General features: G+C 62.6%; 16 protein-coding genes. 6 read left to right on the plus strand and 10 right to left on the minus strand.

Annotated elements, in window-relative coordinates:
* Positions 1-17: 17 nt before the first annotated feature.
* Both G455_RS0104235 and G455_RS0104240 read right to left on the minus strand, forming a co-directional pair.
* A complete protein-coding gene (locus G455_RS0104235; RefSeq protein ID WP_229861727.1) occupies positions 18-317 on the minus strand; it encodes a rod-binding protein in 300 nt (99 codons plus the stop codon).
* Positions 317-1,447, minus strand: coding sequence for a flagellar basal body P-ring protein FlgI (locus tag G455_RS0104240; RefSeq protein ID WP_407636234.1), 1,131 nt, complete (start codon positions 1,445-1,447; stop codon positions 317-319). Before G455_RS0104240 ends, G455_RS0104235 begins: the two co-directional genes overlap by 1 nt.
* Positions 1,448-1,636: 189 nt before the next feature.
* Here G455_RS0104240 and G455_RS23280 point away from each other — a divergent pair, with 189 nt between their 5' ends.
* The gene (locus G455_RS23280; RefSeq protein WP_035366086.1) at positions 1,637-2,398 is read left to right on the plus strand and encodes a response regulator transcription factor; all 762 of its coding nucleotides are present in this window, start codon (positions 1,637-1,639) and stop codon (positions 2,396-2,398) included.
* A 47-nt stretch (positions 2,399-2,445) separates the two neighbouring features.
* Here G455_RS23280 and G455_RS0104250 read toward each other — a convergent pair whose 3' ends face one another.
* The 4 genes from G455_RS0104250 to G455_RS23285 all read right to left on the minus strand — a co-directional run bounded on the left by G455_RS0104250 (position 2,446) and on the right by G455_RS23285 (position 8,247).
* Complete coding sequence (locus tag G455_RS0104250; RefSeq protein WP_028092551.1) at positions 2,446-3,525, minus strand: flagellin; 1,080 nt, start codon at positions 3,523-3,525, stop codon at positions 2,446-2,448.
* A 9-nt stretch (positions 3,526-3,534) separates the two neighbouring features.
* Complete coding sequence (flgK, locus tag G455_RS0104255; RefSeq protein ID WP_028092552.1) at positions 3,535-4,947, minus strand: flagellar hook-associated protein FlgK; 1,413 nt, start codon at positions 4,945-4,947, stop codon at positions 3,535-3,537.
* Positions 4,948-4,974: 27 nt separating this feature from the next.
* Entirely contained in the window at positions 4,975-6,276 is a 1,302-nt protein-coding gene (locus tag G455_RS0104260) for a flagellar hook protein FlgE (RefSeq protein WP_028092553.1), read from the minus strand.
* Between the two features lie 165 nt (positions 6,277-6,441).
* Entirely contained in the window at positions 6,442-8,247 is a 1,806-nt protein-coding gene (locus G455_RS23285; RefSeq protein ID WP_051312143.1) for a tetratricopeptide repeat protein, read from the minus strand.
* Positions 8,248-8,416: 169 nt separating this feature from the next.
* Between G455_RS23285 and flgF the strand changes: the two genes are divergently transcribed.
* The 5 genes from flgF to G455_RS23290 are packed head-to-tail and all read left to right on the plus strand — an operon-like array spanning position 8,417 to position 11,954.
* Positions 8,417-9,157 (plus strand): flagellar basal-body rod protein FlgF, encoded by a 741-nt coding sequence (flgF, locus tag G455_RS0104270; protein WP_028092554.1) that lies wholly within the window; start codon positions 8,417-8,419, stop codon positions 9,155-9,157.
* Positions 9,158-9,187: 30 nt separating this feature from the next.
* Entirely contained in the window at positions 9,188-9,973 is a 786-nt protein-coding gene (gene flgG / locus G455_RS0104275) for a flagellar basal-body rod protein FlgG (protein ID WP_028092555.1), read from the plus strand.
* 5 nt (positions 9,974-9,978) lie between these two features.
* The gene (gene flgA / locus G455_RS0104280) at positions 9,979-10,680 is read left to right on the plus strand and encodes a flagellar basal body P-ring formation chaperone FlgA (protein WP_028092556.1); all 702 of its coding nucleotides are present in this window, start codon (positions 9,979-9,981) and stop codon (positions 10,678-10,680) included.
* Positions 10,677-11,468, plus strand: coding sequence for a flagellar basal body L-ring protein FlgH (flgH, locus tag G455_RS0104285; protein ID WP_035366089.1), 792 nt, complete (start codon positions 10,677-10,679; stop codon positions 11,466-11,468). Before flgA ends, flgH begins: the two co-directional genes overlap by 4 nt.
* Before the next feature lie 15 nt (positions 11,469-11,483).
* On the plus strand, positions 11,484-11,954 hold the full coding sequence (locus tag G455_RS23290; protein ID WP_154664338.1) for a flagellar basal body-associated FliL family protein: 471 nt from the start codon (positions 11,484-11,486) through the stop codon (positions 11,952-11,954).
* 15 nt (positions 11,955-11,969) lie between these two features.
* Here G455_RS23290 and G455_RS0104295 read toward each other — a convergent pair whose 3' ends face one another.
* From G455_RS0104295 to G455_RS0104310, 4 genes are all read right to left on the minus strand, one after another.
* On the minus strand, positions 11,970-12,638 hold the full coding sequence (locus G455_RS0104295) for a flagellar hook assembly protein FlgD (RefSeq protein WP_028092558.1): 669 nt from the start codon (positions 12,636-12,638) through the stop codon (positions 11,970-11,972).
* 20 nt (positions 12,639-12,658) lie between these two features.
* On the minus strand, positions 12,659-14,020 hold the full coding sequence (locus G455_RS0104300; RefSeq protein WP_084436989.1) for a flagellar hook-length control protein FliK: 1,362 nt from the start codon (positions 14,018-14,020) through the stop codon (positions 12,659-12,661).
* Positions 14,021-14,036: 16 nt separating this feature from the next.
* On the minus strand, positions 14,037-14,738 hold the full coding sequence (locus G455_RS0104305) for a sigma-70 family RNA polymerase sigma factor (protein WP_028092560.1): 702 nt from the start codon (positions 14,736-14,738) through the stop codon (positions 14,037-14,039).
* Positions 14,739-14,903: 165 nt separating this feature from the next.
* Complete coding sequence (locus G455_RS0104310) at positions 14,904-15,374, minus strand: hypothetical protein (protein ID WP_154664339.1); 471 nt, start codon at positions 15,372-15,374, stop codon at positions 14,904-14,906.
* Between the last annotated feature and the right edge of the window lie 38 nt (positions 15,375-15,412).

Raw genomic sequence — 15,412 nt, forward strand, 5'->3', positions numbered from 1 at the left:
TATCGCTCACGCCGCGCTCAACGGCGATAGGCCGCCAGCATCCGCCCGATACTATCGCTCATCCCCAGGCCTCCGCGCTCGGCCAGTTGCTGCGCCATCGCCTCGGACAGGAAGGATCGCCACATCTCGGCCCCCTGCCCCCCCGAGGCCGGACCATACTCCACCGTCGACATCATCTGATCCACGAACTGGCTCAGGAAGACTGTCTCGAATTTCTTCGCCACTTCGGCATCCTCGGCCGTGGGCTGGGGCTGAGGCCGTACAGCATCACCGGCCTGCATCGCGACCAGAGCGGAAACAGAAGACAGATCAACCATCAGATAATCTCCAGATCGGCATGCAACGCACCCGAGGCCTTGATCGCCTCGAGGATCGAAATCGTCTGCCGCGCACCAACACCGATGGCGTTCAGGCCATCGACCAAATCCTGCAGACTGACATCGCCCTCGAGGATGGTAAATTTGCTATCCCGTTCCTCGACGTCGATATTGGTCTCGGGCACCACCACGGCAGTACCGCCGATACTGATCGGATTGGGCTGGCTGACATTATAGCGCTCCCGCACCCGCACCGTCAGCCCACCTTGGCTGATCGCCACCTGACCGATACGGACATTGGCGCCGATCACGATGGTCCCGGATTTTTCATCCACGACAACGCGGGCCACGGTATCGGGCTGCACCGTCAGATTTTCGATCGCCGCGATGGTTTCGGCGACATCCCCCTTTCCGGGGACGCGCACCTCGACCGTGGCAGGGTCAAGCGCCCGGGCCGAGCCACCGCCAAGCGTCATGTTGATCACATCCTCGATCCGCGCCGCGGTGGTGAAATCCGGCACCCGGAGCGAAATCCGGAAACTGTCGAGCTGACGCAGTTCGAAATTCACCTCGCGCTCGACAATGGCGCCATTGTCGATCCTGGCGATGGTAGGCACGCCTTCGACCACGCTGGCGGCATTGCCCTGCGCCATGAAGCCCGAAACCGCGACAGGCCCCTGCGCCACCGCATAGACCTCTCCGTCGGCGCCAGACAGCGGCGTGACCAGCAAGGTGCCTCCGCGCAGGCTGGTGGCATCCCCCAGCGACGAAACCACCACGTCAATCGGCGCGCCACGCCGGGCGAAAGGCGGCAATTTGGCCGTCACCATCACCGCAGCGGTGTTCTTGGTCTTCAGCAGGTCGCCATCCAGATTGGCGACCCCTAGCCGTTCCAGCATACCCTTGACGGCTTCGCGGGTGAACGGGCTGTTGGTCATCTTGTCACCCGAGCCATGCAGCCCGACCACCAGACCGTAGCCGATCAGATGGTTTTCGCGCACGCCCTCGAAGCTGGCGATATCCTTGATCCGCACCTCGGCCCGGGCCACCGGCGCCAGCGAAATCGCAAGCAGCACGGCCAGCACGACGCGCAGCCGACACCAAGCAGCCGCAGCCGTCGCCTTAAACACCCTTCTCGGCCTGCCTGCAGACATGGAATTCACCTCTGACTTCTCTCATGAAACTAGCAATTTGTTTTTGCCAAGTCCATATACAGCGCAAACTAATCATGCCTGTGGACAACTTTATCATTGAACTGGCCATCTTTCCTTGCTAGCGATTAAGAATAGTTATGCATTATGGCGGGAACGGAGGTGTTCATGCGCGCCTATGTTTTCGAACCACGTGAAAAGCGGCAGATGGCGCTGAGCAACGAGCTCGAGAACGCGGGCATCGAGCCACATTTCGTTGACGAGGACTTCTTCGAAACCGGCCTCGCTCCGCTGACACAGCCAGGACATGAAACCCGCGCGATCCTGATCGGCGAATCTCCGAACATCCACGACCAGATCCGCGCCATCCGCCGCGCCGGCTGTGAAAATCCGGTGATCGTGCTGCGCGACTTCCGCAATTCCCAGGATACCTCGGCGGCCCTTGATCGCGGCGCGGACGACGTCATCGTCAGCCCGATCAAGGGAAGCGAGGTGGCTTCACGCATCAATTCCATCGTCCGCCGCTTTCACGGGCATGCCGCCGAAAGCGTCGAGGTTGGGGAATTGGTCGCATTCTTCGACGGTCGCGACCCCATCGTCTCGGGCGCGCGCATCAAGCTGTCAAAGCGCGAACATTCTATCTTCCAGCACTTGGCGCTGAATTCGAACAAGGTGATTTCGAAGAACGCCATCTATGATGCCGTTTACGGGATGAGCCCCGATCAACCCTTCGACAAGGTGATCGACGTCTATATCTGCAAGCTGCGCAAGAAAATCGCCGCCGCCGCCGCCAGCGGCGCGCAATATATCGAGACAGTGCATGGCCGCGGCTACAAACTGAGCGCACCGGAACAGCTTGAACTGCCCGTGCCCGAGATCCAGCCCGCCCCGCGGGCGGGACATGGCGCCAGCTATCAGGCACGCGCCTGATCTCTACCGCAGTAGCTAGACCGGACTAAGTCATCCGGGCCCTGCCATCAGAGATAATTCAACAGAGACAACTGCGACAGCTTGGCAGTGACCGAATAGCTCGCATCGAGCTGGTATTCGAGGTTCTTCACCCGTGTGGAGGCTTCATAGGGGTCGACGCTTTCGTAATCCGAGATCTGGGTCTTCTGGACCAGTGCCAGATCGGTCAGCCGCGTCTGCGCATTCTCGGCCACCTGCTGGTTGAAACCGATGCCGGCTGAAATCTCCAGCATCCCCTCGACACCATTGCTAAGCGCAGCGCTTGCCGCCCCCATCCAGATGGCATAGGCCCCTTCATCCTCGATCGCGCCGACATCCACCGAGGCCAACATCGCCAACCCCTTGATCACGTCCCGGATCCCCTGGTCATTGGCCTGAACCCCGTAATCCAGCGCCTGCCCCTCGCCGATCCGGGCAGTGACCCGGGGGGCCGGAGCACCATCTTTGGCCAGCGCCGGCGCCCCACGATAAAAGGTGCCCTCGAAGCTCTGCGCCGTCTCCCCGGAGGTCGAGGCGAATACCGCGTCAATCTGCGCCAGCATATCCTCCGCCTCGCCGGCAGAAGCGGGCCCACTGCCGACGATATCGGCCAGAACCTGCGATGGCGATGTCCCCGTCGCCTCGTTGACGTCACTCCAGCGCGTCAACGGCTCCTGATCACTGTTGACCCCCGAGAACAGATAATCGCCGTTGTAGCTGATGTTCAGCGTCGCGATGATGCTTTCCAGCGCTGCGCGTGCCTCGTTTCGCAGTTCGCTGACCCCACTTGTGGGACGCGAAGAATTGACGATCGCAGTCTGCAACACACTGTCCGCACTCGTGCGCGCCGCGTCCACCGAGGTCAGCATCGCCTCAAGCTTGCCGTCCAGGGTCTTGTTGGCGGTCATGTAAGCCTCGGTATTCTCGAAGCTGGCGCGCAAGCTCGTCAGGGTTGCGGCACTCGCCCCGAGCGATCGGTAGATATCCGACTTGAACCCGGTGGAAAGCTCTTCGCCAGCAGTCGCCAGGGCCTTGGTGGCCGAAGACACGAAGCTTCGATTCAGCAGATTGAATTGCAATGACGATACCCGGCCGATATTCCAGCTCATGTTCTACCCTCAGACTGCGGCCAACAGCGCATCGAGCATATCGCCCACCGCCGTCAGAACTTTGGAATTCGCAGCATAGCTCTGCTCGATCAGCATGAGCTGCTGCAACTCGTCATCGATGTTGACGCCCTCGACATTGGCACGCGACGCCTGCACCAGATCCGCCGCCGATGCCGCGGCGCTATAGCTGCTTTCGGCGCGCGAACTGGTCAGCGCCTGGGCAGTCACCAGTTCTCCGGCGAAATCGGCCAACGAAATCGAAGCGCTGAGCCCGGTCGCAGGATCGGCACCGACCTTGACCTTCAGCCCGTCGATATAGGCCTGCACCTGAGTTGCGTCGGCGACGGCCCCTTCTTCGGCAACCCCCATGCCATCACGGATACGCCAGATCTCGGCCCTGCCAGCATGTGACACGGCCTCATTCACCGAGATCCGCGCAGAGAGCCCATCAAGCGTGCCCCCCTCAAAAGCGCCGCCATTGTCAGTGAAAAGCCCCGCCCCGCCAGAGGCGACAGAGGCATCAACTGACTGGAACGTCTCGATCAACCCACGCGCATATTCATCCAACTGAAGCCGGAACTGCGGCAGGATATCGTTCTTCAGTTCGGCGAAGCCAACCAGGCTGCCTTCCTCGATCCCACGCACGCCATCCTTGTTCGGGGTGATCTCGGTCTCTCCAGCGTAGATATTGCCATCGCCGGAGCTGTAGGTCACGTCGCGGACCTGAGTTCCTTCCAGCAACGCGACGCCACCGGACGTGTAGAGGCTGACGGTACGGTCCGAATTATGCGTGATGCGCACACCGACGATACCGGACACCTGATCCAGAAGCGCATCCATCTGATCGCTCAGATTAGCAGCCTCGGCCGTGCCGCTCTCGACTTTCCCAACCTTCGCGTTCAGCTCCGACAGATCGTAAAGCGCCTGATTCAGATCCGCGACCTCATAGCGGATTTCCATATCCACATCGCCGCCCACCTCGGCCAGCATGCCGCTGGTATCACGGATCGCCGCAGCCAGATCCTCGGCCGCATAAACCGCCGCCGATTGCGCCTCGGTCGAGGAGGGCATGTTGACCAGCGTCGTCAAGGCCGTGTTGAAATCGGAAAACTTGTCCGGCAGCGACAGCCCATCCCCGGGCTTCCCCAGATAGGTCGAATAGGTTTCAAGCGCCTCATAGATCGCCTGCTGATGCGCCGCCTTGCTGCCTTCCGAACGCGACATACGCACCAGCGCATCGTCGACGTCGCGGGCGATCTGCCCCACCCCGACACCACCACTGCCGGTGGACACCAGGATCGCGTCGCGGCGCACATAATTTTCGTTCATCGCATTCGCGATGTTCTCGGATGCGACCCGGGCCTGGACCTGAGTTGCCGCCAGCCCGCTGGAGGCCGCGTTCAATGCCGCTGAAAGGCTCATGTTTTACCCCCTGAACGCCAAGCGATCTTAGCGTTTGAGCTGGGCGGTGGTTTCCATCATGTTGTCGACCGTCGTGATGATCTGGGCATTGGTCGAAAAGGCGCGCTGCGCCACGATCAAATCCGTCATCTCCTCGGCGATATCGACATTCGACCCCTCCAGCGACCTCGACGCGATGGTGCCCAGCGACCCGGACCCAGCCTCGAGCGCCATGAAGTTGCCGGCATCCTTCGACAGCTCGTAAGCGTTGCCATCCGATTGCTTGAGGCCGTTCACATTCGCGACCGTTCCGACCGGAATCTGATAGAGCGCCCGCCGCACCCCGTTGTCAAAAACCCCGTAGAGCGTGCCATCTTCGTCGATTTCGGTTCGGCTCAATTCCCCCACGCTGGAGCCATCGCGATCAAAGGACTGATTAAAGTCCCCTGCGAACTGGGTGAGGCCGCCAAAACTTCCCGGAGCACCGAAGGAAACCGTCAGCTCCTGCGGCGTTGACCCGTTGTCGAGCGTGAGCGTTGCAACGCCGGTTGCGGTGTCGAAGGAGAAGGCCGCGGGAGCAACCGCGACGGAGGTCACATCCGAATAGGACACCGGCGTCCCGGCCAGGCTGCCAGCATCGGAATAATCTATGGTGACCGATCCGAGTTCAGCACCTTCATTGTCTCGAACCGTCACAGTCCACTGATTTTCAGTTGACGTCGGCTGCCAGGAGAAATTCAACCGCTCGGACTTTCCCAGCGCGGTGAAATATTCCGTCGAAGAACTGAAAGCCGATCCCGGGTCGGCCAGGCCAGTGTCCTGCGCCGGCAGGTTACCCGAGATCGTCACCGCAGTCGTGGCCGCCGCCGACAGCGAAATATTGGAAACGTTTACCGTCTCCATATCGCCAAAGGAGGCGCGATCCACATCCCCCAGCTCACCATTCAGATCATAGGGGTAACCGGCCAGGTAATACCCCGCCTTGTTCACCAGGTTGCCATCTTCGTCCGCCAAAAACGACCCCGCCCGGGTCAGCAGGTAATTGGTGGAGAGCGTTTCGTTCGGCCCCGCCGACACCACGAAGAAACCATCACCGCTGATCGCAAGATCGGTGTAGGAATCCGTTGGCAGCAGCCCGCCGGCAAGATCAATCTTGGACACATCCACCGCTGAGACCGAAAGCACCGAGGACGAGCTGCTGCCCGATGCCGATGAGGTCACGAACTGCGAAAAGCCGCGCTTGTAGCCGATTGTATTCGCGTTCGCGATATTCTCGGAGATCTTGCCAACAGCCTGAGAATTCGCCTTCAGACCGCTGACACCCGTTTGCAATGCGCTGGAAATGCTCATCTGACCGCCGCCTATTATTCTTGTGATGGAGTGTTTTCTTCAAGAAATACACAAGGGGCTTTTAAGGCGGGTTAAAGAACAGAGAAAAACGCAAGATCTGGAAGGGATTGCCGCCCCAACCACCAATTCGGACAGGGGCCCCAGCATCAGGTGGCCCGCGCCGGATCACAACCCACTGTCACGGAGCCGGCCCAGAGCACGATCAAGGCTCTCCAGCCGGTTCGATGCGCTCCCCTCGCTCAGCGGCAGGATCGGCGCCGGCGCTTCGACCAGGCTCTGGGCGATTTCGATCCAGCCCTCGGAACTGGTCAGATCGGGAAATGCCGCGACCACCTCGGCGGCAACAGCTTCATTCCCGGCCTTGCGCGCAGCCAACAGCAGATAAGAGGCATCGCGCGCGGCGAATTGATCGGGGAAGCCGGACCACAGGCGACGATAGAACAGCATAGCTTCAATCCAATCGCCGCTTTTCCACAGGGCCAGGGCGACATCCCGCAAATTCTGCGCATCCGGGGCCGCCACATGCGTCCGCAGAACCTCGTCAGACTTCCCCATATCGGCCAGCACCTGCGATTTCAGCCGGTTCACCTGTTGGCGCAGGGCCGGGTCCTCGAAGGCCTCGATATGATCGAGCTCTGCCAGAGCCTCATCCATCAGACCGCCACGCGCCAGCGCCTGCGCCAGCTTGAGCCGCAGCCGGACCATCCGAACGACCGGCACCGGCTGGCCGGCAAACCCATCCAATTCTTCCAACAGCGCCAGCGCGCGACGGTATTCCAGCGCCGCCAGATCGGTGCCACCGATCTCCAGCGCGCGATCTGCCAACACTTCAGTATATTTGGCGAAATCCGGGAAATATCGGTACAGCGGCACAAGCTGCAGATGCACGGTCAACCATTGCGCAAGGGGAAGCTGCCCCTCAGCGCCGCGCCGATAGACCTGCCCCATGTCTTCCGAAGCCCGGGCCGCCGCCCAAGTGGCCTCGGGCGTCCCGGGGAAGCGCGACATAAGCTGCCCCAACACCCCAAGCGCCTCGATATTGCTACCCGACTGGGAATAAACCTCTGCCAATGCCTTCAGAAGCTGCAGCTCATAGACATCGCCGCGCCAGGCATCGGCGCCATGCTCAAGCACGTCCCGCGCCGCCAGCAAAGCACCACGCCCGCCATTCTCCAAAGCCATATCTGCCAATGCCAGCCGCCCGCGCGCCGCATAGCGATCCCACCCTCTCGACGCCTCGAAAAAGGCCTCGAGCGCCGTACTGGCCTGGTCGGTCACCTCGGCCGACCGTCCGCGCAGGAAGTACCCCACCGGAGCCGAGGACAGATCGGGCAACGCCTCGACCATCTCCAGAAGCTCGGCGACGACATCATTTGCGCCCGCCTCGATCGCAGCCTCTGTCACGCTGGCCAGCACCCCACGCCGCAACGCCCGCGGCTGGCGCGCCATGGCGCCGGGCACACCGTCCAGATTGTCCCGCAACATCTGCGCGTCCCCCGCGGCGATGGCCTGCAACACCAGCCAAAGCGACCGATCCTGCCGCCCGGGTTCCGACAGCGGGGACCCGGACAAATCGGGGGCGACATCGCCCGCCAGCAGACGAACCGCGTCCGACATCGCCCGCCAGCGCCGACGATCACGCGCCACCTCTGGAGTGACCCCGTCGAGGATCGACCGCGCTTCTGGCAGCAGCATCTGCGCCAGAAACAATTCGGCCATGTCCAGAAACACACCGGGGCGCTCCGGCCCGTGGGCAACGCTCAGCGCCTGAATGCGTCCGGCCAGATCAGGCTGGAATCGTGCCTGCGGCCAGCGCTCCAGAACCATCGCCGCCGCCGCCCCCTGCCCCAGCTCTGGGCGCACCACGGGAGCACCATCCGACGGCGTCCCCCGCGCGGCCCCGGAGGCCAGAGCGAAACCGCTGCGACCGCCGAGCCCCAGACCGGCCAGCAGCATCGCCAAAACTGTCATCGGCCTTTTCATGCCCACCCGAAACTGTCCTTGTAGGTGACCTTTCAAACGGCAATTATATCTTGCCTTAATTCTTATATTGATGGATAGTTTAGCACGCAACAACGTGAATTGCACCGAATTCCTTCATATTGTTCTTGTTACGACATGCCAGGGGGGCAGCGCGCAGATGGGCAATGCAAATTATGTCTCGCTCTCGCTTGCCACCGCGCTTGAACGCAGCATGGATCTGGCCGCGCACAATATGGCGAACGCCTCCACTGCCGGATACAAGGCAACGCAGGCACTGTTCGAGGCCGTCGAACCCGATGGCAACACCGACACCACCGCGATCAGCTATGTCCAGGACCGCGGGACCTATACCGATGCCAGCCAGGGGGCGCTGATCGCCACCGGCAACCCTCTCGACATCGCACTAACCGGCCCCGGCTGGTTTTCCTTTCAGGCCGAGGGCGACATCACCGCCTATGGCCGCGACGGCCGACTGACGATGAACAGCGAAGGCCAACTCGCCACGCTGAGCGGCGCGCCGATCCTGAACGCCAGCGGCAATCCGATCACCCTGCCCAACGACCTTGGACAGGAAATCATCTTCACCCAGGACGGTACCATCACCGATCTCAACGGCACGGCGCTTGGACAGATCGGTATCTTTCGCCTGCCGGACGTGAATCAGCTCGTTCCCATGGGCAATGGCCTGTTCCAGTCAGACGACAGCCTGGGCAATGTCGAACTGGACCGCGAAACCCAGCTTTCGCAGGGCTTCATCGAACAAAGCAACGTGCAGCCGATCATCGAGATGACCCGGCTGATGGACATTCAGCGTGCCTATGAGCGCGCCTCGAAACTCATGACGGAATCCAACGACCAGACCCGGCAGGCGATTCAACGCCTTGGCAATGTGGTCTGACCCGTCGGGCAGGCAAGGAAAGGGCAGGACATGAAAGCACTCGGGATCGCGGCGACGGGGATGCTAGCGCAGCAGACCAATGTGGACGTCATCGCCAACAACATCGCCAACGCCAATACCACCGGCTTCAAGAGCGGTCGCGCCGCATTCCAGGATCTGATCTATCAATCGGTCCATTCCGAGGGCGCGCTGACCTCGACCGAGGGCACCGCACGCCCCATCGGCATGAACGTGGGCCTGGGCGTGCAAAGCGTCGGCGTCGTGCGGCTCGGTTCCCAAGGCGGGCTGTCGCAGACCGAAAACGAGCTCGACCTCGCCATCGAGGGCAAGGGGTTCTTTGTGATCAACCGTCCCGACGGCACCCAGGCCTACACTCGTGCAGGCAGTTTCCAGCTCAGTTCAGAAGGGCAGATCGTCACCCTCGACGGCTATGAGATCGACCCCGGCGTCACCATCCCCGACAACACCACCCAGGTCGAGATCAACAGCGAAGGCGTGGTGATGGCCTATGTCGACAACGACCCCACCCCGGTGGAACTGGGACAGCTTACCATGGCCATCTTCCTGAACGAGGCCGGGATGAAACCCATCGGCAACAACATGCTCGAAGAAACCACCGCCTCGGGAGAGCCGACCCTGACCACCCCCGGCGACGTCGGTGTCGGCATCATCCGGCAAGGTTATCTGGAAAACTCCAACGTCAACATCATCCAACAGATCACGGATCTGATCTCGGCCCAGCGCGCTTACGAGATGAACTCGAAGGCGATCGAAACCGCCGACGAGATGCTATCCACCGCCAACCAGATCAAGTAACGTCGATGCCCCGCCCCGCCGCCCTCCTTCCCAAGCCGATCCGTTGCCTGCTGGGCCTCGCCGCGATCGCTCTGGCCGCCGCAGCGCCGACACGGCCGGCCACCGCCGCCCCGGTCACCGACCTGGTCGCCGAACGCGCAACGCAAGACTATGGGCCCGGGCTGCCCGATCAGGGGTATTTCAAGGTCCGGCTGGCAGAAGGGCTGACCCGCGAGGGCGAGTTGATCCGCGAATTCTGGATCGACAAGGACACCGGCCAGTTCATCGCCAATGTCGTCACCGACACCGGAGAGGTCCGGCGGGTCTGGGGGCTTGCCACCCTGACCGTGCCGGTTCCGGTGCCTGTACGCCGGATCATGCCCGACAGCATCGTGCAGCCCGAAGACATCGAGACGGTGGAACTGCCTTGGACACGGGTCAATGCCTATGCCGTCACCGAAGAGGCCGGACTGGTCGGAATGCAGGTGCGCCGCATGCTCAGCCCCGGCAGGCCGGTGCAGCTCCAGTCGGTCATGCCGCCGATCATCATCGCCCGCGGCGACCGGGTGACAATCCAGCTTGTCCACAAGGGGATGCAGCTGTCCGCCGCCGGCAAGGCGATCTCAGACGCCCATCTCGGGCAGGAAGTGCGGGTCGTCAATCTCAGCAGCAACAAGACCATCGTGGGCGTGGCCCGCGGCGACGGCTTAGTGGAGGCCAGCTTTTGACCCGTACCAGTGACACCGCCCGCCAGTCCCTGCCACGACTGGGCCTTGCCACCCTGGCGGCCCTGCTGTCGCTGTCAGCTTGCAACCAATACACCAAACACCGCGACCCCAAGCTGAGCGATGTGGTGCTTGATGGCGAGACCCTGCCCGAGGTCAACCGGATCAGCGTGCCGATGCCGGCCTCCGAACCCATGCTGCCGCCGAAACGGGCCGAGGCCTCCGGCCTCTGGGGCAAGAACACCCGCAGCTTCTTCGGCGACCGCCGGGCACAGGCGGTGGGCGATCTGCTGACCGTGGTGATCGACATCGACGACGAGGCCCAGCTCAAGAACGCATCCGAACGGTCCCGGACCAACGGCACTAGCGCATCAAAGCCCACGTTCTTCGGCTATGGCAGCCAGATCGACAAAATCCTGCCCGGGGTCGACCCGAACGACCTGCCCACCGGCGACAATATCATCGACCTCTCCTCCACCGCCTCAAGCGCCGGCGAGGGGACGATCAAGCGCAACGAGAGTATCCAGCTCAAGGTCGCGGCGATGATCGTGAAGGAATTGCCGAATGGCAATTTCGTCATTGGCGGTCGGCAGGAGGTGAAGGTGAATTACGAGCTGCGCGAATTGCGCGTCGCTGGCGTGATCCGCCCGGTCGACATCAATATCGACAACACCATTTCCTATGATCAGATCGCCGAGGCGCGCATCGCCTACGGCGGGCGCGGCCAGCTGTCCCGCGTGCAGCAACCACGCTATGGCGAGGATATGCTGGACGTTGTCCTCCCCTACTGACCGGGCATGGGGCGCGTGAGGAAACTGCTCTTCCTGATCAGCCTGATCCTTGCGATGGCGGGGCTCGGCTTTGCGGCCGGTCGCCTCCTCTGGCCACGGGTCATGGCGCCCGGAGGCCCTGCCGCATCCGCCACAGCGCAACCGCCGCTGCTCTACAAGATGCCCTTGGGAAAATTCACCATCCAGGTCCTGCAACCGGACCGCATCCTCTATGTGCAGATCGACATGGATGCCCTGATCGCCGGCGCGGCCAACTTCGAACGCCTTGGCGATGCCAAGGGCCGCGCCCAGTTGCGGGACGCGACCATCCGAAGCGCCTCGGATCTGGCAGAAACCATGCTCTGGGTCTCACCGGGGGCAGAGGATACGCTGGACCAACAGGCGCTGGCCGATCAGATCGCGCGAAAGGTACACAACAGCTTTCCCTCGGTCCGCTCCGCACAGATCAACAACTTCACCACCCATACCACGCCGCGCCGGGACTGAAACGCCGCACATCGGTCAGCGGATTGCCATCACCGCCTCGGACGGAACGGTTTCGTCGCCACTGAGGGTGTAGAAAAGACCGCCGTTCGAGAACAGGACCTCATTCACCTGGGTCTTGCGGAAAGAATAGGCCTCAAGCGCGTTACCCTCGCTGTCGGCGGCACTCACCGCGATCCGGTAGGGACCATCCAGGACCGCTTCGCCAAGATCATCGGTCCCGTCCCATCCGATCGAATGCAGCTCACCGGCCCCGGTCGGCAGATCGGAAATCGTACGCACCACGCGATCGAGCGAATCATAGACCTCGATCTTCACGCTGGCCGCCTCAGTGGGCAGAAGGTAATGGGCATCAGTGCCCCCCTTCTCGAGCATCGCGGTGCTGGAAGAGACCGTCACATCCCGGCCGATCATCTGCGCCCCCGACATCGCATTCAGCGCACTGAATTGCGACGACAGGGTTTCCAGGTTGCTGTTGGTCTTGACCGATTGCTCGACCTGACTGAGCTGGGCAAGCTGCGACACGAATGTCGTGCTGTCCATCGGCTCCATCGGATCCTGGTTCTGGATCTGGGCGGTCAGCAGTGTGAGAAAGCGGGTATAATCCGCAGACAGCGCCGAAAGCGATCCGGTGCTCCCCGATGCGGTCGCCGTCGCGGTGCCACTTGTGCCGGTTACAGTCGTCATCTTGTCCCCCGTCTCAGCTGTCAGGTCACGATATTCAGGCGTCCGCTGCCGATCAGATCGTCAGTCGGAACGCTTTCGCCGGAGGCGCCAGCCCCGGCGCCTTGCGGCGCAGCCACGGCCAGCGACGACGCGCGCCGCTGATCCGAACCCCGATGATCGGAGCCCTGCGAAAAGGATTGCAGATCAAGCCCGCCGCCGCCCAGATCGCCCAGCGCCTGCGAGAGCAGCTCCCGCCCCGACCGAAGTGCACTCAGAACCCCAGGGTTTTCCGCCCGGACGACAACATTCAGCTTGCCGTCCTCGGCGGTGGAAACATCCACCTCAAGCGCCCCCAGCCCACGCGGGTTCAGCTCGATGCGGGTATGCCCCTCAGACACTTCGGCAGCGCGCACCTGATCCGCCAGAACCGCGGCAAAGCGGGGCGGATCGACGGTTTTTGCCGCCGGCACGGCGGCATCATCACCAGACACAACATCTGCCCCACCGAAAACCGCCTGCGGCAGTGCTGAAAGCACATCTGCTGCCGTCACCCCTCGCCGACGCGGCCCGATCGAGGCCACCGCCCCATTGCCGTCGGAACCGGCGGCAGCCGCAACGATCTGCCCCAGAAGCTCGACCGCCCCGGCATCGGCCCATCCCGCACGCCCAACGGGGCGGGACAAGATCATATCGCCCGGATCGCCCCCTTCGGCACCGGCCTCTGCGGCGCTCTCTGCCGCCAGCCCCTCGACAAACTCGCCCTCCGCCGCCGAAACCATCTCAGGGCCCACCACAGCAGGCATGCCATCCTCATCCACCGGCGCATCCGCAGCCACCAGCAGGCCCATGAACAGCCCGGATTGCCCAGAGACCGGTCCGACCTGTCCAGCAGCCTGACCATCCAGCAGCCCCGCCACCCCGGGCTGCGCCCTGAGCGCCCGCCCCACCAACGAGAGGGTCGAGCGGAACATATCCAGCGCGGCCGATGCGGTATCAGGTGTGATGTCGACCGCTCCAACAGAGGGCATTTCGGTCCCCCCACCGGCCCGCTCCAGCAGCGGGCCGAATATTTCCAAAAGGCCAACCGCAAGGTTTTCATCGAGGTCGTCAAGCGCATCGGCCAGATCAGAGGCCATATCCGCCACCTCTTCCACCGCATCCTCGGCGGCAAGGCCCTCGGCGTGCAGCGCCCTGCGCCCAAGCGTATTGAGAAGCTGCGACAGGCCGGCGCCCGGCCCCTCGGAGCCACCGCCGCCCATCTCAGACCCCTTTCCCGCCTCGGCGGCAAACAACTGCGCAAACAGCTCCGCCGCAGCACCGAGGCCACCCGCACGTGCGGCAACCTTTCCTGCACCGCCGGCTTGCACCGGCGCCAAGGAGGACATGGGAACAGCGTTATTCATCACGGCCTTCTATCTTCTATCCCAACCGAGCCGCGGTCACGCCGCGTGACAGCAGTTCGTATTTCAGGCGCAGCATGGCCCGTCTCTCGATCTGGCGCAGCCGGTCCCGGCTCACCCCCAGACGCTGGGCCAGCTCCTCGACCGTCGCGGGCACCGGGCGCAGGTTGCGGGCCAGCACGATCTCACGCTCGTCCTCGCCCAGCTTGCCCATCGCCTCGGCGATAACTCGGCGCAAACGGCCCATTCCCGAGGCGACAATCATCCGTTCCTCGGGCGTCGGTTCAGGCGAACGCATCGCCTCCAGCCCCTCAGCATCCGGGGCCTCCTCGTCCGGCAGCGCAATCATCCTGCCCCACCCCTGATTGTCTCTCCGCGCCTGCGGCGGAAAATCCACAACAGAAGCCAACCGTGCCGCGCCCCGGTTCACCGCATTCAGGATCCACCACTGCGCATAGGTCGAAAACCGCACGCCACGGGTCAGATCGAACCGCTCCGCCGCCCGGATCAACCCCACGATCCCCTCGGCGATCAGCTCTTCACGATCCGCGACCGGCCCACCCAGCCGCACCACGCAGGCATAGACCTGCCGGTTGTGCGACAGAATCACCCTTTCGAGCGCGCCGCGGTCACGGTCCTGCTGCCATCGCCGGATCAGCTCCCTCTCCTGATCGGACTCCAGCAACGGCGCCTGACGCGCGGCCGCATAAGAGATTGCCATGACCTGCCTCGCGAAAACGTGCCGTTTCGTTAACGCCACAAGATCACAGCAAGGTCAGCCTGCAAAGACTTAAGTGATTAACGCCGATTTAATCCGAGGAACGCACTGCGGACACAAAGCAAGAACAAGGACAATGCAACCATTATCCTTGCCCAAACAGGTCTGTTACGCGCGCATTTCGTCCTGGTAGCTGCGCCGGTCGATCTCCGTGGCGGCGCGACTGAAATCCCGAACCACCGGGCGAACCTCGACCCCCGCCAAGGCATCCATACGGATCAACGTCGAATGCCCGGTACTGGCCAGCTCCATCAGAAGGCGGCCCAGCTCTTGCCCCAGATCACTCCCCGAAAGCGCCTCGGCTTCGGCACTTTCCACCGGCTCGATCAACACCACCGCATCATGAGGGATATCAACCCCCAGCTCTTCGGCCAGCACATCGCCCAGAGACGCACCAGGCAGCAATTCGGTGTCTTCCATAAGGGCATGCGCCCTCGCCATCCCCGCGTGGGTAACCAGCGCGACGGTCGGGACAGTCAGCAAGGCCGAAAGCAGCTTGGCCAATGGCGACATATCCGCCGGAGCGCAGTATTCAACAGCCTCGCCCCAGATTTGTTCTAGCAACGTATCGTTCTGCACGGTCCGATCCCCCAAAATCTTGCCGCCCAATGCCACAC

Source organism: Pseudodonghicola xiamenensis DSM 18339, from assembly GCF_000429365.1.
GTDB classification, from domain to species: Bacteria; Pseudomonadota; Alphaproteobacteria; order Rhodobacterales; family Rhodobacteraceae; genus Pseudodonghicola; species Pseudodonghicola xiamenensis.

Excerpts from the sequence above, each read along its gene's own strand:
- G455_RS0104235 (WP_229861727.1), bottom strand. The coding sequence starts at position 317 with ATGGTTGATCTGTCTTCTGTTTCCGCTCTGGTCGCGATGCAGGCCGGT.
- G455_RS23280 (WP_035366086.1), top strand. The coding sequence starts at position 1,637 with ATGCGCGCCTATGTTTTCGAACCACGTGAAAAGCGGCAGATGGCGCTG.
- G455_RS0104250 (WP_028092551.1), bottom strand. The coding sequence starts at position 3,525 with ATGAGCTGGAATATCGGCCGGGTATCGTCATTGCAATTCAATCTGCTG.
- flgK (WP_028092552.1), bottom strand. The coding sequence starts at position 4,947 with ATGAGCCTTTCAGCGGCATTGAACGCGGCCTCCAGCGGGCTGGCGGCA.
- G455_RS0104260 (WP_028092553.1), bottom strand. The coding sequence starts at position 6,276 with ATGAGCATTTCCAGCGCATTGCAAACGGGTGTCAGCGGTCTGAAGGCG.
- G455_RS23285 (WP_051312143.1), bottom strand. The coding sequence starts at position 8,247 with ATGACAGTTTTGGCGATGCTGCTGGCCGGTCTGGGGCTCGGCGGTCGC.
- flgF (WP_028092554.1), top strand. The coding sequence starts at position 8,417 with ATGGGCAATGCAAATTATGTCTCGCTCTCGCTTGCCACCGCGCTTGAA.
- flgG (WP_028092555.1), top strand. The coding sequence starts at position 9,188 with ATGAAAGCACTCGGGATCGCGGCGACGGGGATGCTAGCGCAGCAGACC.
- flgA (WP_028092556.1), top strand. The coding sequence starts at position 9,979 with ATGCCCCGCCCCGCCGCCCTCCTTCCCAAGCCGATCCGTTGCCTGCTG.
- G455_RS0104295 (WP_028092558.1), bottom strand. The coding sequence starts at position 12,638 with ATGACGACTGTAACCGGCACAAGTGGCACCGCGACGGCGACCGCATCG.
- G455_RS0104300 (WP_084436989.1), bottom strand. The coding sequence starts at position 14,020 with ATGAATAACGCTGTTCCCATGTCCTCCTTGGCGCCGGTGCAAGCCGGC.
- G455_RS0104305 (WP_028092560.1), bottom strand. The coding sequence starts at position 14,738 with ATGGCAATCTCTTATGCGGCCGCGCGTCAGGCGCCGTTGCTGGAGTCC.